The sequence below is a fragment of the Desulfurobacterium crinifex genome (assembly GCF_054656775.1).
The window spans coordinates 1655435-1677672 of the sequence record NZ_BAAHXO010000004.1 but is presented as its reverse complement, the minus strand read 5'-3'; the positions used below and the strand labels follow the sequence as shown (position 1 = coordinate 1677672).

The window sequence follows — 22238 nt, the reverse complement described above, 5'->3', positions numbered from 1 at the left end:
AGAAGTTTTGCAGTGGTGAAGAATTTAACTATGGTACCAGTACTAATGATGGAGGTAAATTTTGGAAAAAGAAAAGCAGGTTTGTTATCCACCTTACTATGAGGAAGACGAGATAGACCTTTATGAACTATGGTTAACCCTTAAAAAAAGAAAAAAATTAGTTTTTGGGATTACAGGACTTTTTACTGCAATAGCTTTAATCCTTTGTTTCATCCTACCTCCTGTTTATAAGACAGAAACTTCGTTAATGCCCTTGGGAGGAAAGGAAAGAGGAGGGCTTTCTTCTCTACTCGCTTCACTTCCGGTATCTCTTCCTGTTGGAGGGCAGTCAGGTCTAACAGTTGAAGCTGTTCTTAAAAGTAGAACTCTCAAGGAGCGAATTATTAAAGATTTAAATCTTCTTCCAAAGCTCTTTCCTGATAAATGGGATAAGGAAAATAAAAAGTGGATCTTAGAAGGAGAAAACGATAAACCACCAACAATATTAGATGGTGCAAATGTATTGGATACGTTAATCTCTGTGTCAACTGATAAGAAAACCGGAGTTATTACTTTATCCGTCGAGTTCAAAGAAGATCCTGAACTTGCGTATAAAATAGCAGAGGCTGCTTTAAAAGAGGCTAATAATATGCTTAACGAAAAGGCGTTTACACTTGCCAAAAAATACAGAATATATGTTGGAGAGCAGCTTGCTATTGCAAGAAAAAAACTACTTGAGATTGAGAAAATCTACGAAGAATTCATTAAAGGTAAGATTAAGAAAGTGCCTCTTATATTTGGAAAGGATGCTCTTGAGTATGGTAAGCTCAAAGGAGAGCTAATTGCTAAGCAGAAAAAGTTTGAGATTCTAAGTCAGAGTAAAGAAATAAGTCCTGAAGAAATGGGAAAACTAAAAGAAGAGATAAAGAATTTAAAGAAAAAACTTCAAGGATTACAGGGAAGGTTAAGCTATATATCCCTTCCTGAGTACCAGTTAAACCTTCAAAAACTTCGAGCTCAGATGTCCATAGCTCAGGGACTATTTGAAACTCTTGTTAAAGAATATGAAATGGCAAAAGCTCAAGAAATGAAAGAACAGATATCCTTTCAAGTCATAGATCCACCTTATACTCCAGATAGACCGTATAAACCTAAGAAAAAACTTATAGTTGCTGTTGCCCTTGTTTCAGGATTGTTTTTGGGAATATTTGCAGCCTTCTTCAGAGAGTGGCTTGACAACGTAAAGAAAAGACACAGGGAGGAGAAAAATAATGCGTAAGCTTTTGTTAAGTGTTAGTATATTTCTATGCTTAAGCAGTTTAGCTACTGGACAAACTATTAACCAGAACAAAAAAGATTTATATGCTTCTATTGAATCTACTGTCTCATCGGGTATGTCCCAATCCTCTTCGTCTGTCGGTACAGAGGGAAGTATTCAAGGAAATGCTCACGGAGATATTCGAGAAAATGCAGAAGTTGGTCAAGAGGTAACTTCAGAGTTAAGTGAAAGTAAGGAAAGCGGTAAGATTGAGACAATACAAAATATTGAAGCTAAGACAGAAATCTCTTCTATTGAAAGCGGATTTTTAGCACGTATAAAAAGCCTTGATTTAAAGCTACAACAATTTGGATATAACTTTTTCTCCGGCAAACCAGGACTTGCGCTTTCAATTCCTGTTGATAAATCCTACGTTCTTGGCCCCGGAGATGAACTCTTTCTTTACGTAATAGGTAACCCTCCAGGAGTTGACCTTTCAAGAATAACAAAACTGATCGTAGATAGAGAAGGAAAGATCTACATACCTGGTCTTGGGGTGTTCTATGTCTGGGGAATGACTCTTGGGGAAGCTGAAAATCTAATCTCCAAGTCTCTTGGTACTAACATCAAACTAACCGTTGGAAGGTTAAGAACTTTTCCAGTTTATGTTTCGGGTGAGGTAAGACGTCCTGGAGCTGTTGTAGTTACCGGAGTTAATACGGTTATAGACGCTATAATGATGGCAGGAGGGATTCAAAAGTCTGGAACGCTAAGAGATGTAGTAATTACAAGAAAAACTTCTAAGGGCTTAAAGCGCATTCACATAGACTTTTACAAGCTTTTACTTGAAGGTAAACCAATTGATATGAAGCTAAAAGATGGAGATGTAATATTTGTCGGTTCTATTGGAAAAGTAGCGGGAATTGCTGGAAAAGTTAAAAAACCTGCAATTTATGAGTTAAAAGGAGGTGAAACAGTAGAAGATTTAATTAAGATGGCAGGGGGACTTCTTCCTTCAGGCTACAGGTATAAAGTAATAATTCAAAGGTATAAAGACAATAAATTTCTTGAGGTTATAGAGGGTACATTAGATGACAGGAAATTTACATCTCAACAGATTAAAGATGGTGACTTAGTTGTAATTAAACAGGTTGTTTCTATTCCACAAAATGCGGTTAGTATTGATGGGTACACAACCTATCCTGGGCTCTATGAATATAGGGAAGGAATGAAACTTTCAGAGCTTTTAAAATCTGATCTTTTCTTTATAGACTCAAATATGAAGTTTGCTCTTATAGAAAGACGTTATCCTCCAGGTTCTATTCCTTCATATATAACATTTTCACCTGAAGACGTTTTGAATGGGAAAAGAGATATTACGCTAAGACCTGCAGATAAAATTATTCTTTATCGTTTTGGAGAGACTCGAAATATCGATTTTAATAAAGTGAAAGACGCATTTGTTATTGAAGGAGAAATTAAATACCCTGGCGTCTATGCTTACAAAGAGGGAATGAAACTTTCAGACATTTTAAATTCCGACATGCTCATGATAAATACAAACCTTTACTATGCAGAAATAGATAGAAGAGATCCAGAAACTCTCGATATAGTAGAGATTAAGAAATTTGTTCCTATAGATGTGTTACAGAGAAAAGAGGATATAGAAATTCACAAACTTGATGTTATAAAGTTTTATCCAAAATACATTTATTCACCAATTAAAGTCTCAGGCTTTGTTAAGAAGTCTTACTACCTTTCTTACCATGAAGGTTTAAAACTTTCAGAAGCTCTTTCGTCGGCTGAGTTTACTGAAGATGTCAAAAAGCTTAAAGTAGAAATATTTAGAGAAGTAGAAGAAAGATATACTTCAGAAATTCTTAAACTAAATTCTAATAATGAGGAAAATTCTCGATTGATACATAAGGAGGAAAATCAATATAAAGATGGAGGAATTGCTTCTGAGGGGATTATTTCGCAAAGACTACAAAGTTTGAGGATAGAAAACAGAAATAGAGAATACGAGCAATTTCAACAATTACAAAATATAAAACTAAAAGCAAAAAGTGAAAGAGATATCATTAAACAAAAGTTTGCTACTGTATTTTTATATGATCTTTTCGTTAAAAGAAACCCTAAAGTTGATATAACTCTTAATCCTGGTGATAGACTTGTTATTCAAGAAATAAAACCTGAAGAGATGGTTGAAAAAGTAACGGTATTAGGTTACGTAAAAAATCCTGGAGTGTTTAAGATAAATGAGAAGACAACTCTTTACGATGTTTTAAAGGCAGCTGGAGGTTTTAGAGAGAATGCTTATCCTCAAGGAATTATTGTTCTTAGAAAATCTGTAAAGGAAATGCAAAAAGAAAGAATTGCTAAGGCAATAGCTTTAATGAGACAAGAGCTTGAGAAAGAGGAAGCCGGTGTAATGCAATCTGATCTAACTCAGAATGAACTCCATGCAAGACAGGCAGCGTTTGAAGCAAAAAGGAGGCTATTAGAGGAGATAGAAAAAGCTCAGGTTACTGGAAGGATTTCCGGTATTGTAGTACCTTATGACCTTGAAAAACTGAAAAACTCTCCGTATAACATTCTCTTAGAAGACGGCGATAAAATCTACATACCTAAGAAACCTGGAAGTGTCCTTGTTTTTGGTGAAATCTATAATCCTTCTGCCCTTGTTTATGTAAAAGGGATGACTGTAAGAGACTACCTTGCGATGGCAGGAGGACTTACAAAAGATGCAGATAAAGAAAATATCTTTGTAATAAAAGCTGACGGTTCTGTAGTATCTTCTTCTAACTTAAACAGAGGGAAAGATTGGGATGGAAGAAACCTTCCGGAGTGGGGAAAGCCTAAGGAATATGCGACAGACATACTTGATTACAGGCTGAAACCTGGAGACGCAATTATTGTTCCGACAGAGATCCATGTTCCTACCATGTGGAGACCCCTCCTCAAGGACGTAGTACAGATCATTTATCAGGGTGCAGTGATAATTTACACTGTTGCGAAGTTGTAATGAGTGAGTGGTAGTGTTGGTGTTAGTGATGGTTAGTTATAGTTAGTTATAGGAGTGAAAATGTTTAGTAATAATTGCCTTTTGCCTTTTGCCTTCCGCCTTTTGGATTTTATCTTTTGCCTCTTGCCTCTTGCCTTTTGCCTCTCCCTTCTCACTTCTCCCTCCTCACTCTCTCAAGAACTTCCCCTTTACCTTACTTACTCTTCTGACTATTCAGCTTCTATGGTAATTCCTAAGGGCAGATGGGAAGCTGGTTTTTTCTACGGAAGAGTGGATGATACCATTGATATTTTCAACATAAAAGAGCAGGAACTTTCAACCATCTCTTCACAGTTTAGAACAGATTCGCTTGGGAACTATGAGCATCTTAAACTTAATCTCAATTATGGGCTCACCTATCAATCAATGATATCAACAGGAATTACCTCACGCTCTATTGATTATGGAAGTGGAAAATTAAACGTTTATTCTTATCATCTCTCCATCAGAAAATCATTCAAATCTCTTCTTTCTGTTGACATTGGTTTAAAAGGAAATATTGGAGAAGATAGAACTTTTTCAAATGTCAACGACATTAACTATTACCTTCACAAATTCAGACCGGACATTTCCATAGAAGTAGATCCATCTTACGTCTGGTTTGTAAAAGAAACCACAGACCTGATAATTAAGTATGGAGTTCCAAAAAAGAGAGATCCTTACTTTGAACTGAAAGATTTGAAAGACTCAACAAAATTTATACGAATCACCGTAGGAAAGGCTTTTGACTTTATCTATCCCAACGTATTCTTTGAGTACGGTAAGACAGATATAAATACCAAGATAGATACCAATCTTAAAGATATGATTCCTTCAAGCTATAAAGATAAACTTCCAGAGTTACCAATGGATCTTTCTCGAGATGAAAGTTACTGGAAAGGAGGTTTTTCAGTTTTCCTTAGAACACCCTTTAAAACTTTAACTTCAATAGAATATAACTACATAAGATTAAATAGGAATACCGATCTTGGCTACATAAACTTCAATCATATACTGAGGGCAAAAGTTGACTATTTTCTCAGAAGAAACATTATTTTATCGATAGGAGGGGAATATCTCCATAGTCAATTTAACGGTGTAATACCATTTATGTATAACAGGTATTCACAAACAACTTTTGACCATCGTTATGGATGGGCAGAAGTGGGAGTGATATTTTTATGGAACTGAAGAGTGAAAAGAAAAATGGAATAAGCGATAGCAATGCAATGGTATCTTTAGAACTTAACCACAAAAAATTAGGAAATTGTGGTATAATATATATCGGTAATAATTTGGTCTTCTACAACTGAACAGGCTGAGATTAGTTGGTAGTAGTTGACCGCTTACTCTAAAAGGGGTAAGTGTGGGGTGGGGACTTCCAGCGAGAAGGAACACATGTCCCAAAGACTTGACTGAACTGAGTTTAGAAGTTGATTAGAAGGTATCCTGCAATTCTCTGTGTTTACAGAGAGATAGCAGGTAGTAGATAGCTATCGAGCAGGGTCGATTAAATATTAGGTGGTTTAGAGGTAATAGGTATCAGACAATAGGGAAAAGACAATAGGTGAGGGGCAACGGATAAGAGGCCTCAGGCGAAAAGCAAAGTGGTGAATAGTGAACGGTGAATAGAGACTGGTGAGTAATTACTGTTCACCATCACTATTCATTGAATTACAAAAGGAGGATTTAACAACTTTTGACAAGTGTTCACTATTCACCGTTTATCTTATTTGCGGGCGGGAGGACCCCTTCCGTGAAGGAGGGGATGAAAGCCTGCAGGTGCGTAAGCACCTTGAAATTGAACAGTCCTAAATATAAGTTAGAAGCGTAGAAATGAAAGTAAAAAGAGCGTTAGTAATAGAACTAAACCATTTAACGAAAGAACAAGAAATAATCCTCGGACACCTCACCTATCACGCTGGAAAACTCTGGAATCAAGCTAACTATCTCATAAAGAACAGGTTAGCAAAACCAGACTACAGAGACCTATACAACAAGCTGAAAGACAACTCAATACACTTACGCTCCCTACAATCCCGCTCAGCCCAAATAGTCCTTGACGAACTCTCAAGAGCATGGAGCAACTTCTTTAAGTTCTTGAAAGACCCTGAAAAGTATAAGAAGAAAGGAGTAAAGACTATTAAACCACCAAAGTATGTAAACCCTGAAACTCCTCACAGAGTAGTAACTTGGGACAAGACAGGATTTAAGGTAGAAGGTAGCAGAGTCAGACTTTCCCTCTCAAAAGGCTTGAAAGAATACTTGCTCAAAAACTTTGGATTTTCTCCTGAATACCTCTGGATAGAAACGGGATACGAAGATTTAAAAACGCTCAAAGTTCTCAATGTTCAGATAGTTCCTTATAAATCCTATGGACACATAAGCTTTAAACTTGTAGTAGTGTATGAGAAAGAAATCGAAAAAGTTAAATCTAAAGGGAATAAAATATTAGCAATAGACTATGGAATTTCAAACTTTGCGACCTGTGCAATAGAAGAAAATCCAGTTTCCTACATAGTAGACGGAAGAGGATTAAAGACCTTACTCTGGAAGAAACTCAAAAAGATAGCTAAGCTCCAGAGCAGACTTGATAACTTGAAAAACAAAGGACTTCCGACAATTCAAGTAGAAAGGAAACTGCATAAGCTCTGGAAGAGTGTTAAGAACCTAATAAGGGACTACGCTCATAAAGTAAGTAACCTGATAAAGGAACTTGCGGTTAGAAATGGAGTCAAGACGATAGTAATAGGGAAGGTTCAAGAATCGAAGAACAAGGAAAACAACCTACCAGACCTTGTAAATCAAATGTTCAAGCTGTTACCCCACGGTAAAGTAACAGAACATCTAACATACAAACTCAAAGAGGTAGGGATAGAAGTCAAGCTGATAGATGAAAGCTATACTTCCGTTACCGACTCCTGCGAAAGGGAAGCAGGAGTTACAAAGAAAAGCAAAGGTAACGGAAGGAGGGTAAAGAGAGGACTTTTCCTATCACCCATCAAAGGACTCATTAATGCAGATGTTAACGGAGCGAGGAACATATTGAGGAAGTTCAAAAAGAAATGGTTTGACCTTGTAACGGGATTAAAGGAAACAGTCAGGATAAGAATCTACAAGCTGAGTGAAGGTATCTCTGAATCCCTGCTGTATGCAGGGATAGGAGTATGTGGTGGAGTGAACCCACCACGAGGGATAAGGGTAGGGATAACCTACCAAACTCCCTCAGAAGCTCCGTCCGTAAGGACGGAGTAGTTCACTATGTGGCAAATAGATTTTGGTATAATAAATTTTTGATAAGAAACATCGATATATAAAACTACATTGATAAAAAAGGAGGGAAGCATGAGTATCAGAAAGCTAATGAAGCTCGGAGTAATTGCAACTGTTTCCGCTGCAATGTTTGGATGTGGCGGTGGTGGAGGTGGCGGAGAGACACCAACCCCAACACCTTCGTTAGAAACAAAATCAGGGAAGGTTATCCACGGTTATCTTGCAAATGCCACAGTTTTTGTAGAGTATTCTAATAACTGTAGCGCTCCTTCATCTACTCTTACGAATGCCACTGGAGATTATCAGATTGAAGTTAATGAAAATTGTGACTATGTCCTCAAAGTATATAACGGTCATGATCTAACTTTGGATGAGGACTTTCATGGAATTCTCAAAGCTCCTAAAGGGTATAAGAACATTACACCATTTACAACATTAGCAGCTGTTAATCCAACGGCGGCAGAGCAAATCCGTCAGAATTTGAAACTTGACAGTTTAGATGTAGATTATGTAAATGCTACTATTCCGGTTGATGCGTTGGAAATTTCTCAGGTTATAGCTGAGATAATAGATGCAATAGGAGAAATAGCTCCTGGTGATGAGGTTGCTATAAATGCCGTTGTTAATGCTATAGCTGAAAGGTTAGCAACTGCATCAGAATCGGATTTAGCTAATGATACAGTAGTTGGAGAATTAATTACCAGTGCAGTAGTAGAAGCGCTGAATAGTATAGAAAGTATTAATGTTAGCAATGCTACTACTCTTCAAGCTGGATTTTCAGCATTGGTAAATTCAATTTTGGATGCTGTTGATGATAGCGTTGAGAACGCCTCTCTCAACAGTACTATTGGTGAGGCTATCACTACTGCTATTAGTGCAAATTCTACTTCTATAGATCAGATTTCAAATGCAACCCAATCTGTAAAATTCGATGTGGGAGTTATTGAGATCGGAGGAGTTTCCATTTACAATGGTGGCAACGCAACACTAACAGAATCTCAAGTGAGTGAAAATAAAACTATCTCCATTGATGGCTGGGTTGAAAATCATGATTTGGTAGGAAGCGAGAATAAGACTTATGAGGCAACGTTTGTTGCTTATGTAAACGACAAGAATTCAAATAGGGAAGCTACGATTACTCTTTCCCCTGTTGAGATAACTCTTTCTAACAGTACTGCTGATGTTGTGTCCGTTAGGGTTCCTCAGGATGCAACTCTTCATATTAGGGGAAGAAATTCCAATGGAGAACTTGTAGATGCTACTTACACAAATGATCTTGCAGACGTAATAAGGATTGATGACCATGGTCATATTATATATGATCTTGAACAAGTTGAACAGAAGTTAGCTGCAGGTGGAAATGAAGATTTGGTTGATATAGGTTATCCAGGCAACTATGAAGTACGTATAGTTGCTGTTGGTTTCCCAATGGAGCAAATAGAGTTTAACGTTGTTGTAACATCTGTTAATGAAAGTGAAGTGACTCCTCCATCACCACCTGCCAACGAGACATCTAATGAGACGTATGATGTTTTAAGAGCAGTTGAGTCTGGTGGTCAATGGGTTGTTTATTGGGATAAAGATGAAAGTGGAAACTATACTTCAGGGGATACATATCCTGTAAGCATTCTGAGATTTGATACCTGGAATAGTACTTATGAATTAAAGGTAGAACCTTCCTTACCTTCTGAGGATAGCTGGCCTTCAGCTACTTCTATTAGAGGGTATACACAGATTTGTTTCTATACAAATGGTACAGCTTCATTAGGAAGTGCAGAAGACTGTGATGCTATAGTTGCCTATGCATCTGAAACGAATGATGGAGTTTATAGTGGATTTGCTGGTAAAACGTTGTGTGTTGGTTTTGACAATGACACAGAGGCTTGCTACAATGTGCCTGCAGCAGAATAGTGAATGGTAAGGGGAGGAGTACCTCCCCTTAATTTATAAATAATGAGTTGCAAAGTGGGAGGGGAAATATGAAAAAAGCTTTTTTAGTTGTTGGGGTAATCGCAAGTATGTGGGAGAGTTCTTACGCTCAGGAATTGCAACTTCATAGAGGATGGAATTTTATAGGGTTCAACTATCAATTTGAGTCAAACGCAACCGCCAATATTGGCTATTATGAAATCAGGAATGTGACGGCATTTGGTTATGTTGAAGATCCCTTTGAAGGTGGATATATTCTTCAGCCTTTGACTGTAACTTCATTTCAGCCCGGCCAGGGTTACTGGGTTGAGGTTGAGAATGATACAACAATAAATATTTCGACTACTGATGAGTTGGTTGTACCAGAGTTGTACCCAGGCTATAACATGGTTAGTATAGATTCGCAAGGGCAAAATTACAGGGAATGGGGATTGGAGCACGGGTACAGAATCAGGAATGTGACGGCATTTGGTTATGTTGAAGATCCCTTTGAAGGTGGATATATTCTTCAGCCTTTGACTGTAACTTCATTTCAGCCCGGCCAGGGTTACTGGGTTGAAGTTGAACGACTTGATAGATTTGTTTTGAGAAAACTAACAGTTTCTGGTAGAGAAGCAAGTGTAGAAAACAATGTTCTCACTGTTCATTTGACTGATGAAGAATTCAGCAACAATAAAACTCTTGAGATTTCTGTTTATCCTCCTTATGTAAATGGTTGTGAAGAATTTGATAACGTTACAATAACTTTAAGTGTTAATGATACACTTTCTTCAAGATCTGCTTCCCTTAGGCTTTTTGGAGTAAACTTGGAAGTTTGCAGGGACGAAAGTAATAAAAAGATAGAGATAAGTAATATAGAAGTACCAGTTGGAGCAATCCTTTACATTAATGGAACCGATTCTACTGGATCTCAAATTAATCCAGTTGAACTGATTAATAACAGTGCTGATTCTGTTCTAAATAGTGCTATTAGTAGATGTAATGGTGAAGATAACTGTTTTTCCTATAATCTTCAGTTAGTAGAGAATAAGTTAGAAAATGAATTAGGTATTTCAAATCCGCTTCATCAGGTCAGTTATCCTGGAAACTATACATTTACTATAGATTTTGATGGAATTCCTTTGGATGAAATTCAAGGGAATATATATGTTTCCGAATTTGAATAAAGGAGGTAGGAGATGCGGAAGAATTTGGTTATGCTTTCTTCTTATCTAATTGCATCTGCGTTGTTTTCTTTCAGCCAGGTCAAAGCTCAAGAAATAGAGCTTCATCGCGGTTGGAATTTTGTTGCTCTAAACTATAGGCCTGTTTCAGAAGGAACTGCTAGGGTTCAGAATTTTAGAGAGGTGGAGACGGTAACAGCATTTGGTTATGTTGAAGATCCGTTTAATCCTGGTCACTATGTTCTTTCTCCACTAACAGTCAACTCCTTCCAGCCCGGTCAGGGGTATTGGATTAAGAGTTCTAGTGATACTACAATAGATATTCCCACAACTAATGAAGTTGTTACTCCCACCTTGCATGCAGGATGGAATATGGTAGGTTTAGTTTCTGATTTCTCTTCCTTAGAAACGAGGGGCTACAAGATAGAAACGGTAACAGCATTTGGTTATGTTGAAGATCCGTTTAATCCTGGTCACTATGTTCTTTCTCCACTAACAGTCAACTCCTTCCAGCCCGGTCAGGGGTATTGGGTTAAAGTCAAAAAGCAGGTAGGAGAGGTAACAACTTCTGAGGGTGTAATACTTAGGTTTTTTGCAGATAGTGAAAGTGTTTCCATTGATACAAGTCAGCTTACAGGAAGTAGTATATCAAACATATTAACTAATCTTCCTTCTGACTATTCTGGTTCTATAGACGTTGTTACGATAGACGGAAATACACACGAGGAAAGTACAGTATATACTATTTCTGTAGTAAATGGTAATCCTACAAATCCACCATCAGATGAACAAATTCAAAGTATTGTTAGCGGTACTACTGTCCAGCTTCAAAATCCCGTGGTTTATGTTTACGGTATAGCGCCTGGCTCAGCTCCTCAGGTTTTAAGTGGGGCAGAAGTTTATAAGATTACCGATAACGATACCGAACTCTTAGGAACTACAGATGGGCGTGGATTCATTTCCCTGGAAGGAGTAGAAGCAGGAGATGAAATTTTAGTACAGTTTCCTGGTTATGTTGCCTATAGGTTAAGAATTGAAGGTAACCAGGTATATTACGCTGTTCTTTCAACAGGAACGTCAACAGTTGAAGAATATACTACTTCTAATAGTACTATTTCAAGTGATACTCTTACATCTCAACGTATTTTGCTTGATGCAGCTCCAAGTAGATGGAAGATTTTAAGGAATCTTGTTTATCATCTTAATGAGTACACTGTAAGAAGAAGTTTCAGACTCGCAAGTACTGTAGGTACAAGGATTTCATATCAGGATGAGTTAGAGAGAGTTGTAGAGACTGAAAACCAAGAATATCCAGTTTCTGCAGTTGTTGCTGGTGTGGACTTTGTTTTAAAGAGTGGTTTAACGGGTAGAGTTTTACCTATTGATAAAGCAAAGTTTAGCGAACTTTTTGTGCGTGATGAAACCCATTCAAGTGACGTTGACAGATTCTACATAGGAGTTCCAAGAGGAAATGCTGGGCAGTACGAATTTAATGGAATTCCTATAGAGGATATTATTGCAAGGAGTGGGGGAACAAATCCTACTGCGAAGTTAGAGCTGTGGTGTTATAAACCAGATGCTTCTGGTAACCTACGGTGGCAGAAAATAGGGGATGTTTCAGTAGATCCAACTGATACAAGGGCTGTAGCTACTTTGCTTAGAGTAAATGATATTACTGGAACTATAAGAGGAGAAGAAAGTGCTGTTAGAAGAATAGGTTCTGATTATGTTATTAGAATCAACAATGTGGGAATTAACCAGAGTTATGACGGATTTTACCCATTAGCAGTTGTTTACAGAGAAAGACAGGTTTCTCAAATCAACGTAACTCTCAACATTAAAGATACGGAAGGAAATCCTGTACCGAATGCTCTCGTTACAATTGGAGATAGAACCTATACTACGGATGATAATGGAATTGTTAGCGCAACCCTTTCTATGACAGCAGCGGGAGCTACAATTCCAGTGACAGTTACTCATCCTGATTACTACAGGGAATTTATTTCTATAACTCCATCTATGGAGGATACATCAATATCTCAGGATATTACCCTTACTCCAATTCCACAAACGGCTTTAATTACAGGAAGGGTAATAGATCAGTCTAATGGGGAAGCTGTAACAAATGCAAAGGTTACTTTAATAAATCCGATTTCTCTTGATAGAGCTGTTGTCACAAACCGTGATGGTTTTGATGGAATAGAAGTTGGGCTTGATTCATTTGCTAAGTATACATGGTATGTTAGAAAGAAACCTTCTTCTACTTATCCTGATACTACGACTAATGAAAGGATTTTTGGTGGATTGGGATTCCTTCCGAGAGTTTCTGAACAAGCATGGATAGAAGTAAAATCAGGGCAAGGTAGAGATGGAAATTTTGTTTCATTCAAAGAAGTAATTGCTAAACTTTTAGAAGCTAAGAAACAAACGGATCCAGATATTGTTCTTGAGGATATTTCAGGAACCTTTGAGATTGCAGTAAAAGTTGAGCACGATATTGATGGTGATGGTAATCCAGATTATACCGAACTTGCAGTCAGCGATAACTTAACAGATGTTGTTAATGATGAAACAGGAAGTATTGATCAACTTTCTGCAGACAAGATTTACGGAAGAAAGATAGGAGAGTTTAAGGTAACCATAAGTGAAAGAAAACTACTTGAAAGCACTTCATCTGCTGCTCCTTCAAATGAAGTTGCAATTAAGGTGGATTTAGCAAATGGAACTACTATACAGCTGGAAACGGATGAGAATGGCGATATTATTCAACCACAAAATATGTCATTTGATGAATTAGATATACTCCTTAACTCTATTGGATGGAGAGAAGGAGCAATTAACTTATATGGAGGATACAATCCAAGAGCAAGTGAGTATCCTTCTCCTTTCTCAATAACTGTTGATACTTCAATGCTTGGTAATTCCTTTTCTATCGATTGGAATGTAGAGTTGGTTGCTGATTTGAAAGATGTCGATAATAATACAGTTGCTACTGTGGCTCTTACAAAAGTAGGAGATACTTATAAGTGGAAGCTTATAGGTAACAATGAAAACGGAGATCCTCTTACTCTTGAAGATCTATTCTCTATAGGTGATTTTGTGGAGTATTTATACGGAAATGAGGAGTTCTGGGTTGCTAAGGCTGGTAGGTATGCTTTGGAAAATGGAACTGTAACAGCTCCTGATAATGTAGTGACTTTCAGGAGGTTGATTAGAACTATTTCCGAAGATGGCATAATAAAAGCTTTACATAGAAATGTAAGTGAAGTTGCTGAGGAGGCAGGTATTTCTTCAAACAATCTTAGAAATGCAGACAAAGATATTGTCTTTGATGGAGTAAGCGTTGTTCTTGTTCCTGTACTGCGTTATACCACTTCTAACAATGATCGTGTAACTGCTGTTTTCCACATAGAAGGTTTAACTCTTCAGGCAGACTCGGCGGATGAACTTCTTGATATTAGTGATATAGCGGTTGCTCCTGTTGCTGAAGTGCCAAGTGAAGCTACTTATTACACAAGCGACGTATCAGATAGAAGGGGAACTTATAGATTTGAAGTTCCATTTATGTTTGGTAATATGAATGGAGAGCTTTCGTTTGTAAGACTTTCAGCAGAAAGGTTCGATTACTATCCTTCTGGATATGTGAACGTTCCTGCTTTTGAGCATGAAGACTATCAAAGGACTGTAAGGAATGTGGATATTTCTTTAAGACCTAAAGTAACACATTCCTTAACTATTGATTTAAGAGTTAACGGAGATGACTCTCCAAGTGCTACTGCAGGAACTCAGATAACTGTAACGGGAGTAAGATCCGCTAATGGAGGACAGGTAACTTACACTGTAGGAGAAAATGGAACCCTGACTTATAGGTACATTCCTGGTCTGAATGGACAACTACCTACAATTCCTGATATCCTTGAGGGAAGACAGCAAGTAATTATTAGTAAAGAAGGATATGAGCCTTATGTAACAACTGTTCAGATGGACGAGGATAAAACTATAACTGTAAATCTAACTCCTGTACGGCAGGCTGGAGATTATCAACCTCAAATTTCTATTGGTTCCTACTATGTTGATTATGATAGAGGAGTAGGAATTATTACTGGTGTAGTTATGGATAGAGACAATGAAACGGATGTGGTTTCTGATACGATTTCCATTAGTACATTAGTAAATGGGGACAACGTTAGGTCACAAGTTCAAATAGATGAAGCAACAGGGGAATTCGTTATAGGTGTTCCGCTTCAATCCGGTATTTCTTCTGTAATCTTAGTTGCAACAAACGATAAGGGAGCTACATTTGCTGAGCCTGTTTACTTCGAGTATTATCCGAACATCGGTTCTATAAATGGAAGAGTTGAAGGATGTAACCTTGATGAAGGGGAAGGATTTGTAGCTACCCTTTATGATGAAAACTTTAATCCTGTGGATTCAGTAATACCGGATGCTGAAACGAGAGAGTTTAGATTTATCTCAGTTCCAACAGGACATTACACGTTACAGGGGATATGTTATAGTCTGTCAGGAGTTCCTTATTATGCAACTCCTCAACAAATAGAAGTGGAAGCTGGACATCGTACAGATATAACTCTTTCCGTTAATAGAACAGAAGAAGCTGTTACTGGTTCTCCAAGAGTAGTCTGGGATAATCCAACTTTACCTCCAGGAACAGAATATTCACCTGGAGAGATAACGATTCCAGAATTTGTTACCAGCGGAACTATCCAACTTCACGCTATTCTTGAGAATTTTGACGGTAGTAATGATGTGGAAAGGAGACTTGCAATTGTGGTTAATGATACCCCAATACCACTTGGTACATCCTATTTGACCCTCGAGGATCAGGAAAATCACAGGTACAGACTTGATTACTCTCTATCTCTTGACCGTCTTGCTCCGGGAACAAATACTGTTTATGTTGTAGCTGTTAATAGGAATGGAGAATTTGACTTTAGTGATGATCTTTACATTTTCAGAGAAGTTGCAGATGATCAGAGAAAAAGAGTTGACTTAGAGTTTGTTCTAAGTAATGGTGAATCCGTAAGGGATGACTACGTATATGTTAATGTGTACAGGGAAGGAGAGCTTGTTGCCCATAAAGTGTCTAATGATAATGGAACCAACAATTATGTTGAAATGGAACTTTTACCAGGAACTTACGAAATTGAAATTTACACTCAGAATGGGAATTATCTATCTATAAGTGGAACTCTTGAAGTGGAAGAAGATGGAAGTATTATTCTTAATGGAGCAGGTTTAGTAGATAGAGATGGAGATGGTTACCAAGAAGTAACCCTGAGTAGAATGGAGTATGGCTTAAACTTACCTCCTGCTGTAGAAGTTCAACCTCAGTCACTAACAATTAGAGAGGGAGAGAATGCTACAGTGGAAGTTAGAGCCTTTGATCCAGAGGGAGACGAGTTGAGTTATAGCGTGGAAGTTGCTGATCAGAATATAGTTAATGCAACAGTAGAAGATAACTCTATCCGTATTCAAGGGTTAGCAGTGGGTCAGACAACAGTAAAAGTTACGGTTAGAGAAGTCGATAATGGGGAAAACAGTGCAAATGCGACGATATATGTAGAGGTAGTTCCTAATGTAAATATTGAATTTCCTCCTGCATCTCCAGGTTATTCAACAAATGGAACGCTGAATATAGAAAGTACACCAGGAGAATAGTTTATTTACTGGGAGGGTTTCTCCCTCCCTTTTGAAGAATTGTAAATCTAAAATTTAAGGAGGGAGATATGAAGGATAAGAAGTTTCGGACAATGTTAACAGTGGGTACTTTTTTTATTGCATTAAGTATGCTAAATACTGATAATTCAATGGCTGATGCTCCTGTTCTTTATGAAGGATGGAACTTAGTAGGAGCAGAAGAGAATGTTACAAGAGAGGATTTGAACATTCTCGGAGATGCCCTTGAATATATCTGGACGTATGATAATAGATATAAGAGATGGAAATTTGCTTCGCCGAGAGCCGATTATGAAAGTCTGGTAAGCCAATATCTTTCAGAGGTAGAAGTTATTCCGGGAGGAGGAACTACCGTAGTTGTTGAGGTAGGCCAGGGTGCGTGGGTAAAGGTTAATAGGGATGTTATCCCAAGCAGTGTTGAAATTAGAGGAAGTGTTGTGGATGTCCACGGTGTGCCTGTAGAAGAAGCTTCTGTGATTTTAAGAGGAGAGGAAATTTTCCAGGCGATGACAAATGATAACGGAACATGGACTATTGAGGTTCCTCCAGGTAGATATGAACTGCTTATAAGAAAAGATGGTTATATGGACTTTACAGGGGAGGTGGAAGCTGTTGGAAATGTAGTTCAATATCAGCAAGTTACGTTAGTTCCAATTTCGCAGGAGTCTCAGAGGTATGTGGTTAGTGGTAGAGTTATAGATGCAGTTAATGATACCTCCATTGCAAATGCAACAGTAGAAGTTAGAGAAGGGTTTAATAACTATGATGGTTATGTTATTGCAAGTAATGTAACTGATGCTAACGGCCAATTCCAGATAGAATTGGAGAACGGTTACTATACTTTTTCCTTTAGAAAGGAAGGTTATGTTACTTCACACAGAAATATAAGTGTTTCTGATAATATTACTATGGACTTCACATTAGCTCCTCTTCTTGAAGGAGAAGGAATAAGAATTGTTTTAACATGGGGTGCTAATCCTTCCGATCTTGATTCTCATCTTGTTAAACTTCATTGTGAGGATAATGGAACAGATAATGGTACAGATAATGGTACTTCATGTCAGGTAGATTATCATGTTGCATATTATAATATGCATCCATCAGATGAAGCTGATCTTGATAGAGATGACACCTCTTCTTACGGTCCTGAAACAATAACAATTCATTACCTTGATGGTAATGCTACTTATCGTTATTATGTTCATAACTACTCTTATGGCTGGGTAACTAACAGCACTTCATTATCAAGTTCAGAAGCTACTGTAACAGTATACTGGCTGGATGGAACAGTAAGGGAGTTTCATGTTCCTCAGGGTGTAGGAAATGCATGGAAAGTATTTGAAATTGTAAATGGTCAACTTGTTCCATGTACAGATAATTGTTTGTTTGGAGTAAGTGGCTCGCGTGATAGCTTACTTGGACTCTATAGACTTCTACCTTCCTCAAGTGAACTTTACTACTTCTACGATTTACCTCCAAAAAGATAAAGATAAAAATAACAATTTTCACTTAATTTATAGTTATCCCTCCCTTTCTGCTGGGAGGGATATTGTTTTGTGGGGTTAAAAGATGAATGGGAAAATCCTATTCTGGTTGTTATGTTTGATTCTGCTATTTGCTGATGGAGCATATGCTATTAAGGATTTTATAATAATAAGAAATGCATCTCTTTATAGAGCAGTAACAGAGGGTTATCCATCTCTTAAGGAAAATATTCCTGCTTCTGATGATTTTGGCAACATATTTGTTTATACTGAACATTTTAGAATAATTACAGGAGACAATATTCCTCCTTCAGTTGTTGATTTTGTACAAAGATTGAAGATATATATAGAAGAAGTCTGGGAAAAAGAAGTAGAGGAGCTGGGATTTCATTCTCCTGAAAATAGTGATCGATACTTTATTGATGTTTATATAGCCAATACAGGAGCATATAATCCTGTATATGGAGAAGATGTGACCATCTCTTCCTATTATGCTGGATATGCTACTTTTTATCCGGATGGAACTCCTTTCTTTGTTATCAATCCTTCAATATCTGATGATATCCTAAAAGCCACTATTGCTCATGAGTTTTTCCATACGATTCAGTTTTTCTATTTATCTGATTACTTAGAGAATTTTTCATATGATGATATGTGGTGGTTAGAAGCTTCAGCAGTGTGGATGGAGTTTGTGGTTTTCCCAGAAGTAAATGATTTTGTGAACTATGTTAACAATTGGATAGAGACAAGTTATATGGATATAACAACATTTAATCATTATCATGAGTATGGTACTTCATCGTTTTTAATATATTTGTATTACAAATTTTCAATAGAAACAGTTAAATTCGTAAAAGATTCTTTTGAAAAATTTGGAGAGTATCAACACTTTATCAATTATGTAGAGAATGGAGTAGAAAATTACTTCACAAAGACCTTTTCTAAGGTTCTTTTAGAATTGATTAGCTGTGTTTATAGTAGGGAAAATAGTTGCTTTCCATTTATGGAGTATTTGCAAACTCCGCCAGTCTATTCCTATGAGTCTCCTCCTGAGGTAGGAACTTATGGCGTTTTCCTTCTTGAAAATGTAACTTCTCAATTTAATGAATACGATGAACTTCCGTTCATTGCTTTTAATTTTAACCAAGAGTCCATAGGAGTTGTAGCAAAGACATATATGGATTCTGTAACTCTTAAAAGCTTTTTGGCTAATGTAACTGAGGATGATCGACTAAGTTTGCATAGTGGATGGAATTTGATCGCGAATCCTTTTAATGTTGAGTTATCTAATTCATCTGAAGTATTTAATGACTATGTTTTATGGATTTTCAAAGATAATCGGTGGACTGCTTGGAGTGATAATGAGTATATAAACGATGTCTTGAGACAAATAGGAGTACTTAGTGAAAATCATACTATTCCTGCTTTAAGCGGTTTTTGGATAAAGCTTTCGGAGGATTTAGAAAATCCCTTTTATAACGGAGAATCTATTCTGGAGAAAAAACAAACTGTTTCTCTCGATTGGATGCTCATTACCTTTGGAAGATTATCCATTCCTGTTTCTGATTTAGGAAAAGTGTTAGACAACGAAAGCTCTAATTTCATTATGTGGTCGTATGAAAACGATAAATGGAAATTTTATTCTTCTGATTCTCTCATAAATTCTGTTATTTCCAGCTATGGAGTGGAGTTAATTGATGAGGTTGGAAGAGGAAAAGGATACTGGATAAAAAAAATTGATTAATGGAGGTAAAAGATGAGAAAAATTTTACCGTTGGCATCATTATTTGTTTTATCTTTTTATTGTTCGGTTTTGTCAGAAACAGTGGATCTCCAAAGGGGATGGAATCTAAAAGGGACTTCTTGTCAAATGGATGTTTCGACTTTTGAAAAACAAGAAATATATATTCTCTGGAAATGGAATAATGGAGTTTGGGAAGCATGGAGTCCAAACCAGACTATTATGAGTTTAATTCAACAGTATGGTATAGATAGCTTTACTTCTATTAGACCTTACGAAGGCTTTTGGATAAAGACCATACAACCAGTAAGTGTGGAGTTTTGTAGTATAACAGGAACTACAGATAATGCATCTGAAGAGGGATTTGAAGAGTTTATTTCTCCAAACATTCCTGTTTTTCTTAACGGTGCTAATGGCAGGGTAATTACTATTTTTGAAGACGAAGCAATTACATGTCAATTCCAGTATGATGGAAATAGGACATTTACTCTTACTAATTGTTCTAATCCGGAATTTGAAGGAACAGGTACCCTGGATAATATGACAATTGTGGACGATGATGGTAATTACCATCAAATTGTATGGGCTGACAACAACACTTTATGTGTTAACTATGAAGAGAATGGAATCTATAGGACGAGTTGTGCAGTTATAAATGTACCTCAACCAACTGATGAAGAGATTCTGGCAGGTTTGACCAATGGAAGTAGAGTTGGTTTCTGGTACAATCCTGAAATAGCGGATTGGGAACCAACAGGGATTTGTTCAACTTACTATGACAATGGAACAGTTGTCTATAGAAATGATGAAAATAATATAGTTGGTATTTGCACTTATACAGTGGAGGATGGCACTCTTGTTACTACATGTGAAACTGAGAACGGAACCATTACAAAGGTGGGTAAAGCTATAAGTCCTTTTGCTCTTCCTGAAGAGGGTGTGTATGGAAAGATAGTAAATGGGAAATTTTATGTAAATGGTGAACTTGTAAAGTGGGGTAACTTTATTTCCATTCAGGTGGAAAGTTGTGAGCAGTTCTGGGAAGAATTCAACGAAGAAGAAACTCCCCAGGATTATTCAAATGTAATTTCTGGAAGAGTTACTTATAATGGAACGATTTCTGATGACTTGAAAATAAGAATCACTCCTGATGTAGAACAAATTGACGGTGATTGGGGTGGTATTGTTTGTCAAATAAATAGTGATGGAAGTTTTGGAGATAGGTGTGTTCTTCATGGAGATATTAACAACTATAATGATCAACATCAGTTTCAAATTATTATCTTTCACGATGTAGATGGTGATTGGCATTGGGAACCGACTGAACCTGATGTACATGGAATTGGAAATGTCTCTTTTGGAAGCTGGGAGAGTATAGAGTTTTAGAAAGTTAGTGAATGGTGAGTGGTGAATAACTGCTCACCATCCATTTTGTAATTTAATCTTGTTCCCTAATTAATAGGGATAGAGTAGAAAGTAAAGCTACTACGATAGCTGCAAATATGCCAAGAGCAACCCCTTCTTTGTCATATACAGGTTTTGCTGAGGAAGTTAAAGAATTTGAAATAATTACAAGAAGTTTTTCTTTTAGCTTTTGGGGAGAGAAATCCTTCTTCTTCATTTCTTGGGAAATGATAGCTGTCAACTTTTTCATATCTATCTTTTTTTTATTTATCAGTTTTTCAATCTCTTTGTTGTAGTTACCAAAGAGTTCCTTTTTTAAATTTTCTCTGTCTATGACAGGAGGAAGTATCATATTGAGGATAATATAGTCAGGTATTCTCTGGATAGCTTCTTCTCTGCTCTTTGGTTTTGGAAGCTTTATATGAATTGTGGACGGAGGACGAGAGATTTGGGTTGAGGCAAAAGTTGGAGTGAATAGTGAGGAGTGAGGAGTGAAAAGTGAAAGGTGAAAGGTGAAAAGGGAGAGGAGCAGGATTTTTTTCATTTTTCGCCTCCGAAAGTTTTCAGGATTTTTAGAAATAGTAAGGCTATTGCTGAAATTATAGCGAAGGATATGATTGGAAGTACAGGAAGGGAAGATTCTTCTTCCTTTTCTCCTTGATAAATGTTGTTACTTCTTTTTACATTTTTTTCTGGTTTATTTTCTAAACTTGTTTTATTTTCTTTTGAGTAATCTAAGGATTTTATTTGTTGTCTATGTTCTATAGCTTTTAAAGGTTTCTTTTCTTCGAAATCTTGAGTATATCTTTCTGTACGATAGAAGTTTTCTCTGGACTCTGTATTTTCTCTATGCTTAGAATAATAATTGTCCGCATTATTTTCTTCTACATTTTCTTCTTCCTCTAAGTAAGGTTCTACAAGTTCTTTGTATTCTCCGAAAAGCTGTTTTTTTATTTGTTCTTGAGAAGTTCCTGGGGGAATTATATTTATTAAAATCCTGTAATCCTTTATTCTTTTAAAAGCTTCTTCCTCGTTTCCTGGTGGAGGAACGTTCAACTTCACTGAAGGAGGAGGTTCTATTATCGGTTTTTCCTCTGCTGAATCTTCAGTTTCATTGTTTGAAGGGAGTGGTAATGCTGGAATAGGGGGTGGAGCAGAGGAGTTTGCGGGAATAGTGAAAAGTGAACAGTGAGCAGTGATTAGTAACAGAGCGGAAAGTGAGATGCGTGATACGTGGTGGAGCATGTTGCTTTCCTCCGAATTGAAT

General features: G+C 37.0%; 12 protein-coding genes. 10 read left to right on the top strand and 2 right to left on the bottom strand.

The window, feature by feature from the left end:
* Positions 1-61: 61 nt before the first annotated feature.
* The 10 genes from ACYQ3A_RS10620 to ACYQ3A_RS10575 all read left to right on the top strand — a co-directional run bounded on the left by ACYQ3A_RS10620 (position 62) and on the right by ACYQ3A_RS10575 (position 20953).
* The gene (locus tag ACYQ3A_RS10620) at positions 62-1258 is read left to right on the top strand and encodes a GumC family protein (protein ID WP_459897302.1); all 1197 of its coding nucleotides are present in this window, start codon (positions 62-64) and stop codon (positions 1256-1258) included.
* Positions 1251-4262 carry an SLBB domain-containing protein gene (locus tag ACYQ3A_RS10615; RefSeq protein ID WP_459897300.1) on the top strand — a complete coding sequence of 1004 codons (3012 nt, stop codon included), beginning with the start codon at positions 1251-1253 and terminating at the stop codon, positions 4260-4262. The genes ACYQ3A_RS10620 and ACYQ3A_RS10615 overlap by 8 nt, the downstream gene beginning before the upstream one ends.
* Positions 4263-4484: 222 nt before the next feature.
* Positions 4485-5471, top strand: coding sequence for a hypothetical protein (locus tag ACYQ3A_RS10610; RefSeq protein ID WP_459897298.1), 987 nt, complete (start codon positions 4485-4487; stop codon positions 5469-5471).
* 645 nt (positions 5472-6116) lie between these two features.
* Positions 6117-7535: an RNA-guided endonuclease InsQ/TnpB family protein gene (locus ACYQ3A_RS10605; RefSeq protein ID WP_459897296.1), complete on the top strand. Its 1419-nt coding sequence runs from the start codon at positions 6117-6119 to the stop codon at positions 7533-7535.
* A gap of 90 nt (positions 7536-7625) precedes the next feature.
* The gene (locus ACYQ3A_RS10600; RefSeq protein ID WP_459897294.1) at positions 7626-9464 is read left to right on the top strand and encodes a hypothetical protein; all 1839 of its coding nucleotides are present in this window, start codon (positions 7626-7628) and stop codon (positions 9462-9464) included.
* A gap of 68 nt (positions 9465-9532) precedes the next feature.
* A complete protein-coding gene (locus ACYQ3A_RS10595; protein WP_459897292.1) occupies positions 9533-10648 on the top strand; it encodes a hypothetical protein in 1116 nt (371 codons plus the stop codon).
* A 12-nt stretch (positions 10649-10660) separates the two neighbouring features.
* Positions 10661-16324 (top strand): PEGA domain-containing protein, encoded by a 5664-nt coding sequence (locus tag ACYQ3A_RS10590; protein WP_459897290.1) that lies wholly within the window; start codon positions 10661-10663, stop codon positions 16322-16324.
* Between the two features lie 68 nt (positions 16325-16392).
* Positions 16393-17829 (top strand): carboxypeptidase regulatory-like domain-containing protein, encoded by a 1437-nt coding sequence (locus ACYQ3A_RS10585; protein ID WP_459897288.1) that lies wholly within the window; start codon positions 16393-16395, stop codon positions 17827-17829.
* An 82-nt stretch (positions 17830-17911) separates the two neighbouring features.
* Complete coding sequence (locus tag ACYQ3A_RS10580) at positions 17912-19570, top strand: hypothetical protein (RefSeq protein WP_459897286.1); 1659 nt, start codon at positions 17912-17914, stop codon at positions 19568-19570.
* A 219-nt stretch (positions 19571-19789) separates the two neighbouring features.
* Positions 19790-20953 carry a hypothetical protein gene (locus ACYQ3A_RS10575; RefSeq protein ID WP_459897284.1) on the top strand — a complete coding sequence of 388 codons (1164 nt, stop codon included), beginning with the start codon at positions 19790-19792 and terminating at the stop codon, positions 20951-20953.
* 52 nt (positions 20954-21005) lie between these two features.
* On the opposite strand, the gene ACYQ3A_RS10570 is transcribed toward ACYQ3A_RS10575, so the two are convergent.
* Both ACYQ3A_RS10570 and ACYQ3A_RS10565 read right to left on the bottom strand, forming a co-directional pair.
* Positions 21006-21515: a hypothetical protein gene (locus ACYQ3A_RS10570; protein WP_459897282.1), complete on the bottom strand. Its 510-nt coding sequence runs from the start codon at positions 21513-21515 to the stop codon at positions 21006-21008.
* Positions 21512-22216, bottom strand: coding sequence for a hypothetical protein (locus ACYQ3A_RS10565; protein ID WP_459897281.1), 705 nt, complete (start codon positions 22214-22216; stop codon positions 21512-21514). Before ACYQ3A_RS10565 ends, ACYQ3A_RS10570 begins: the two co-directional genes overlap by 4 nt.
* Between the last annotated feature and the right edge of the window lie 22 nt (positions 22217-22238).

Bases quoted from the DNA above. Each gene is read 5' to 3' on its own strand.
- ACYQ3A_RS10615 (WP_459897300.1), top strand. From the start codon at position 1,251: ATGCGTAAGCTTTTGTTAAGTGTTAGTATATTTCTATGCTTAAGCAGT.
- ACYQ3A_RS10610 (WP_459897298.1), top strand. From the start codon at position 4,485: ATGGTAATTCCTAAGGGCAGATGGGAAGCTGGTTTTTTCTACGGAAGA.
- ACYQ3A_RS10605 (WP_459897296.1), top strand. From the start codon at position 6,117: ATGAAAGTAAAAAGAGCGTTAGTAATAGAACTAAACCATTTAACGAAA.
- ACYQ3A_RS10600 (WP_459897294.1), top strand. From the start codon at position 7,626: ATGAGTATCAGAAAGCTAATGAAGCTCGGAGTAATTGCAACTGTTTCC.
- ACYQ3A_RS10595 (WP_459897292.1), top strand. From the start codon at position 9,533: ATGAAAAAAGCTTTTTTAGTTGTTGGGGTAATCGCAAGTATGTGGGAG.
- ACYQ3A_RS10590 (WP_459897290.1), top strand. From the start codon at position 10,661: ATGCGGAAGAATTTGGTTATGCTTTCTTCTTATCTAATTGCATCTGCG.
- ACYQ3A_RS10585 (WP_459897288.1), top strand. From the start codon at position 16,393: ATGAAGGATAAGAAGTTTCGGACAATGTTAACAGTGGGTACTTTTTTT.
- ACYQ3A_RS10580 (WP_459897286.1), top strand. From the start codon at position 17,912: ATGAATGGGAAAATCCTATTCTGGTTGTTATGTTTGATTCTGCTATTT.
- ACYQ3A_RS10575 (WP_459897284.1), top strand. From the start codon at position 19,790: ATGAGTTTAATTCAACAGTATGGTATAGATAGCTTTACTTCTATTAGA.
- ACYQ3A_RS10570 (WP_459897282.1), bottom strand. From the start codon at position 21,515: ATGAAAAAAATCCTGCTCCTCTCCCTTTTCACCTTTCACCTTTCACTT.
- ACYQ3A_RS10565 (WP_459897281.1), bottom strand. From the start codon at position 22,216: ATGCTCCACCACGTATCACGCATCTCACTTTCCGCTCTGTTACTAATC.